This window comes from Acinetobacter sp. BSP-28, from assembly GCF_044130285.1.
In the GTDB taxonomy this organism is placed as follows: domain Bacteria; phylum Pseudomonadota; class Gammaproteobacteria; order Pseudomonadales; family Moraxellaceae; genus Acinetobacter.
The window spans coordinates 1-4,869 of record NZ_JBIQOB010000048.1 but is presented as its reverse complement, the minus strand read 5'-3'; the positions used below and the strand labels follow the sequence as shown (position 1 = coordinate 4,869).

Here is a 4,869-nt window from a genome sequence, read left to right as displayed (position 1 = left end):
CAAGATCCTTGCCGAACGTTATCGAAATAGAGGGAAAAGACTCGGTTTGAGATTCAATTTAATTGCTGGAATCTATAACTTGGAGCTGAGTAAAAAATGATTTATGAAAGAAGTCTATTGAAAATCACTATTTTTTATTGGTAACAAACTTTCATTTGGTCTGGTGGGCTGTGTAAGAGATAACGTACATAAAATGGTTCTATTAGCCTCTATCTGCCTCAAGATAAATTTCTTATTCTAAATTCATCAGGAAACAGGACGTTTCCCAAACAGAAAACAACAATAATAAAGTTTGAGCATCAGGACGTGAGGTACGACAGGAGTCATACCTAGGCAACCCATATAAAGAAGCCCTATCACAATGATGGGGCTTCTTTTTTATCACGATAATCCTTTTAAGCTTTTAAGATAAGCTGTGACTTCTTTATTGCCTGCCATTTCAGCAAGCTCTAAAGCCGTATAAGTACTGCGATGATCAACATCTGCACCTTTACTGATCAATAGCTTCACGACTTCTAAATGATCATTTTCAGCCGCTGCCTGTAAGGCGCTATAGCCTTCTTCATCGGCAGAGTTGACGTCCAGGCCTTCCTGTAAAGCCTGCTCGACTTGGTCAATGTCACCAAGCGATGCCCAGTACACCAGTTCAGGAAGATGCAGCTCGTCATCATCTTCAGGAATTGGGGAGAATGAGTTGATTTCCATAAGAATCTCCTTTGGCTTCTGATAAAAAGCTCTAAGCATAGAATTTATTAATTTTTAGTTCTTGATTTATATCTTAAAACGTCTAATAAACTCTACTATTGCTCCAGATACTAAAGCCCATGTAATATCTTTCGTTATGATATAAACCACTGTATCAATTAATAAATTTATTGTAACCCATATTGTGTTATACGATAATTTTAGTTCTGTTAATAAAAATAATTTTTGATTATTTAATTCATATAGTTTTTTCACATTATCAGAATTTATTTTTACTGGCTGAATTAGCTGATAGTGATTAACGAATTTAGTATCTAATAAATCAATTATATGCTTCTTTAATAGAGAGTTAATATTCGTAGCTGGGATATATTCTTCTAAATTTACTTTCCATCCATTGGACTTAATATCAAAAGCTAAATCTCCAGACTGATCCTTATTAAAAGATGCTGTATTTACTAACATCTCTATTAACCGTTCACCTAAATAAGCTTCTAAAAACAATAATTTTAACCACTTAAAAGTAGATATTTGTTGTGATGATTTAAAGAATACTGTTTTTAAAATACTTTCTCTCATTTTCCTATTATTTCTTATAAAGATTTACTTCATTCTATCTAAATAAAAACCTACTTTTATGAAAATATTTCTCTATATCAAAAAAAGCCCCCTTTCGGAGGCTTCTTTTTAAACTTAATGTTTAAGCTTTAGAAACTGCTGGTTCAGCTGAACCAATCTTTTCAGATTCATCGTCATGCATAATCAATGCAACAGCAATCGCAGTAATTAATACCGGTAAACCGACTGCCATAAAGTTGAAGTGTGCAGGCAGGTTCATACCCAATAAGCCACCAATCAGGATTGGACCTACAATCGCGCCCATACGACCAATCGCAGAAGACCAACCAATACCGGTAGAACGTACTGCAAGTGGGTAGAACTGCGCAACATAGCTATACAGCAACATTTGCGAACCAATTGATGCTGCACCCGCCAGGAACACCAAGATGTAAAGTAAGAATTGGTTAGACGCAAAGCCCATTGAGCTCATCACAACCGCGCCCATCATACCCAGAACCATCAATACAGGTTTCAAGTGGAAACGGTCTGCAAGAATACCGCCACCCACAATACCGACAACCGCACCGACATTCATCACCATCATAAACATCAGGCTGTTATCCATCGAGTAACCAGCCGCCATCATCAGCTTCGGTAACCAGCTGCTCAAAGCATACATGGTCAACAAGCAGGTGAAGAATGCTACCCAGAACAATAAAGTATTGGTTGCACGACCGCGACGGAACAAGCTCACTACGTTTGCCGCCTCAGGTACACTTTCCTGTGGCAAAGTAAATGTGGTTTGGTCCGTAACTTTCGTATTTGGCGACAAGCGACGCACAATACGACGTGCTTCAGCCTGCTTGTTTTGCTTTACAATAAACGCTAAAGATTCAGGCAAGAATTTCCAGATTACAGGCAGTAAAAATAAAGGAATACCTGCAATAAAGAACATGATTTTCCAGCCAAAATCAGGTGTAAACCATGACCCCAATAAAGCTGCCATCACGCCACCTACCGCATAACCACTAAACATTGTGGTCACCAAGGTACTGCGCATTTTTTGTGGAGCATATTCCGAAGTCAACGCTACCAGATTAGGCATTACCCCACCGATACCAAGACCGGCAAGGAAACGTAAAATACCGAATTCGGTTGGATTTGAAGCAAAGCCACCCGCAAAGGTTAAACCGCTGAATAATACGATACAGATCATGATGACTTTTTTACGACCGATCTTGTCTGCTAAAGAACCAAAGATCATCGCACCAAACATCATACCTGCAAGAGCAGTACTGGCAAGCATTCCCGCTTGAACGGCACTTAAGCCCCAGTCTTGCATCAATAACGGTAAAACAACTCCATTGATTGCTAAATCGTAGCCGTCAAATAAGATAACGAGTAAACACCAAGCAACTACATTGAAGTGGAAAGGCGTGAATTTCGCATTATCGACTACAGAATTTACATCTATTTTTTCCGTTGTCATCGTTCTCATCTCCCATGAGTACTTGTCCATAAAATCCTTTTGAATATTCAGGTGAATATTCAAGAGTGAGGAATATACGCAAGGGCCTGTTGCCACACAATAAGACTAATGTTTAGGATCAAAAATTGAAAAAAACACCTTGTTTTATTTAATCTAAAATTTTTAAAAATAATTTATATAAAACATTTACTTAAAAATATTAATTGATAAATTTTAAAACAATAAATGATGATCACTGAAAATAATCCTGTTAAATAAAAAAAGCTCCCTATAAATGGGAGCTTTTTTTAACTGAATGTATCAATGACGGCAGTTTAAATTTTGGCTGCTTTCAATTGTTTCACTACAACGCGAACAGGTTTTGGTTGACGAATCATCGAAATAGCGATCATGCCAATAATGCCTGGAATTGCAACCGCGATAAAGTTCCATTTATGTGGTAATTCCATACCAAGCAGCATACCAATCACGATTGGACCAACAATTGCACCGGTACGTCCCACAGCAGAAGCCCAACCAATACCAGTAGAACGTACTGCAACAGGATAGTATTGAGCAACAAAGCTATATAACAAGATACTTGTACCAATCGATGATGCACCTGCCAAGCTGACAAGTAAATAAATAACAGGCTGTGGAGAATTAAAGCCTAAACCAACCAAAGACAGTACACCGACAATTAACATGCCAATAAGAACAGGTTTAAAGTCAAAACGGTCTGCTAAAATACCACCACCAATCGTTCCGATCACTGCACCAATATTCAGTGCTAATAAGAACATTAAACTGCTACCTAAAGAATAACCTGCAGCCATCATCAGTTTTGGTAACCAACTTCCAAGTGCGTAAAGCATGAGTAAGCACATGAAGAAAGCAACCCAAAATAAGAATGTTCCTGTTGCACGATTTTCTGAAAATAAAGCTTTTACTGATGCACTGTGTGTCTGATCGCCTGTTGCTAGAACGAGTTCAGTATCTGCTCTTACGTCTGCAGTTGGCTCAACTCGTTTGATAAAACGACGTGCTTCATCCATTTTTTGTTCTTTAACCAGAAAAGTTAAAGACTCAGGTAAGAACTTCCAAAAAAGTGGCACAAAAAGTAATGGAATACCTGCAATGAAGAACATAATTTTCCAGCCAAAGCTTGGTGCAAACCATGAACCACATAATGCAGCCATAATACCGCCCACGGCATAACCACTAAACATTGCGGTTACCAATGTGCTTTTTAAACGTTTAGGTGCATATTCAGACGTTAAAGCAACTAGGTTTGGTAATACGCCACCAATTCCTAAACCGGCAATAAAACGTAAAATACCAAACTCTGTTGGATTCTCTGCAAATCCACCCAAAAATGTAAAACCACTAAATAAAGAGACGCAAATTAAAATAACTTTTTTACGACCAATTTTGTCTGCAAGCATACCAAACAGCATTGCTCCAAACATCATACCAGCCAGTGCTGTACTTGCCAGCATACCGGCTTGAACAGCACTCATGCCCCACTCCTGCATCAGCAGAGGCAGAACCACACCATTGATCGCTAAATCATATCCATCAAATAGAACAATGAATAAACACCATAATACAATACTTAAGTGAAATTTAGTGAATCTTGCCTGATCAATCACATCATTCACACTAACCGTGTTTGCTGTCATTTTTTTCTCACCTCCAATTGTGAGTTTTAATTAATTGTAATTACTACGACACAGCACAAGACCTGTAATCTTTTTTTATTATTTTTGATGATTTATAGCAGCATGCTTTCGTAACAGACCCAGTTGAACACAGCCATTTTTGAGTAAACACTCTACTAAAGTATTAAAAATGACCAGAATTCTAGACCCTTGAGTTTAGTTTTTAACCATTTTTAAATTGACAATTCTGAATGAAAATAAAATTTAATTGTTCTTTTTCTAACAATAATCTATCTTTCTCATAATTTCCTGCAATAAACTTCACACTTTTTGCAAGCCGGATCTCTCTAAATATCGCGCATAAAAAAAGCCCCCTGTCCGTTAGGATCAGGGGGCTTTAGAATAATGAGCTGGCGATGACTTACTCTCACATGGGTAATCCCACACTACCATCAGCGCTAAGAGGTTTCACTT

General features: G+C 37.8%; 4 protein-coding genes and 1 pseudogene. 1 reads left to right on the top strand and 4 read right to left on the bottom strand.

The genetic code is table 11. The features are described from left to right. Positions 1 to 100 (top strand): annotated as a pseudogene (locus ACE01R_RS17370) (IS5/IS1182 family transposase); the annotation flags it as partial. Positions 101 to 381: 281 nt separating this feature from the next. On the opposite strand, the gene ACE01R_RS17365 reads toward ACE01R_RS17370, so the two are convergent. The 4 genes from ACE01R_RS17365 to ACE01R_RS17350 form a co-directional block, all read right to left on the bottom strand. Further along, on the bottom strand, positions 382 to 705 hold the full coding sequence (locus tag ACE01R_RS17365) for an ankyrin repeat domain-containing protein (protein ID WP_395552746.1): 324 nt from the start codon (positions 703 to 705) through the stop codon (positions 382 to 384). A gap of 66 nt (positions 706 to 771) precedes the next feature. Continuing rightward, positions 772 to 1,284 (bottom strand): hypothetical protein, encoded by a 513-nt coding sequence (locus tag ACE01R_RS17360; RefSeq protein WP_395552745.1) that lies wholly within the window; start codon positions 1,282 to 1,284, stop codon positions 772 to 774. Between the two features lie 121 nt (positions 1,285 to 1,405). Continuing rightward, positions 1,406 to 2,755 (bottom strand): aromatic acid/H+ symport family MFS transporter, encoded by a 1,350-nt coding sequence (locus ACE01R_RS17355; protein WP_395552744.1) that lies wholly within the window; start codon positions 2,753 to 2,755, stop codon positions 1,406 to 1,408. Between the two features lie 314 nt (positions 2,756 to 3,069). Continuing rightward, on the bottom strand, positions 3,070 to 4,416 hold the full coding sequence (locus tag ACE01R_RS17350; protein WP_395552743.1) for an MFS transporter: 1,347 nt from the start codon (positions 4,414 to 4,416) through the stop codon (positions 3,070 to 3,072). Positions 4,417 to 4,869: the final 453 nt, after the last annotated feature.

Excerpts from the sequence above, each read along its gene's own strand:
- ACE01R_RS17350 (WP_395552743.1), bottom strand. The coding sequence starts at position 4,416 with ATGACAGCAAACACGGTTAGTGTGAATGATGTGATTGATCAGGCAAGA.
- ACE01R_RS17365 (WP_395552746.1), bottom strand. The coding sequence starts at position 705 with ATGGAAATCAACTCATTCTCCCCAATTCCTGAAGATGATGACGAGCTG.
- ACE01R_RS17355 (WP_395552744.1), bottom strand. The coding sequence starts at position 2,755 with ATGACAACGGAAAAAATAGATGTAAATTCTGTAGTCGATAATGCGAAA.
- ACE01R_RS17360 (WP_395552745.1), bottom strand. The coding sequence starts at position 1,284 with ATGAGAGAAAGTATTTTAAAAACAGTATTCTTTAAATCATCACAACAA.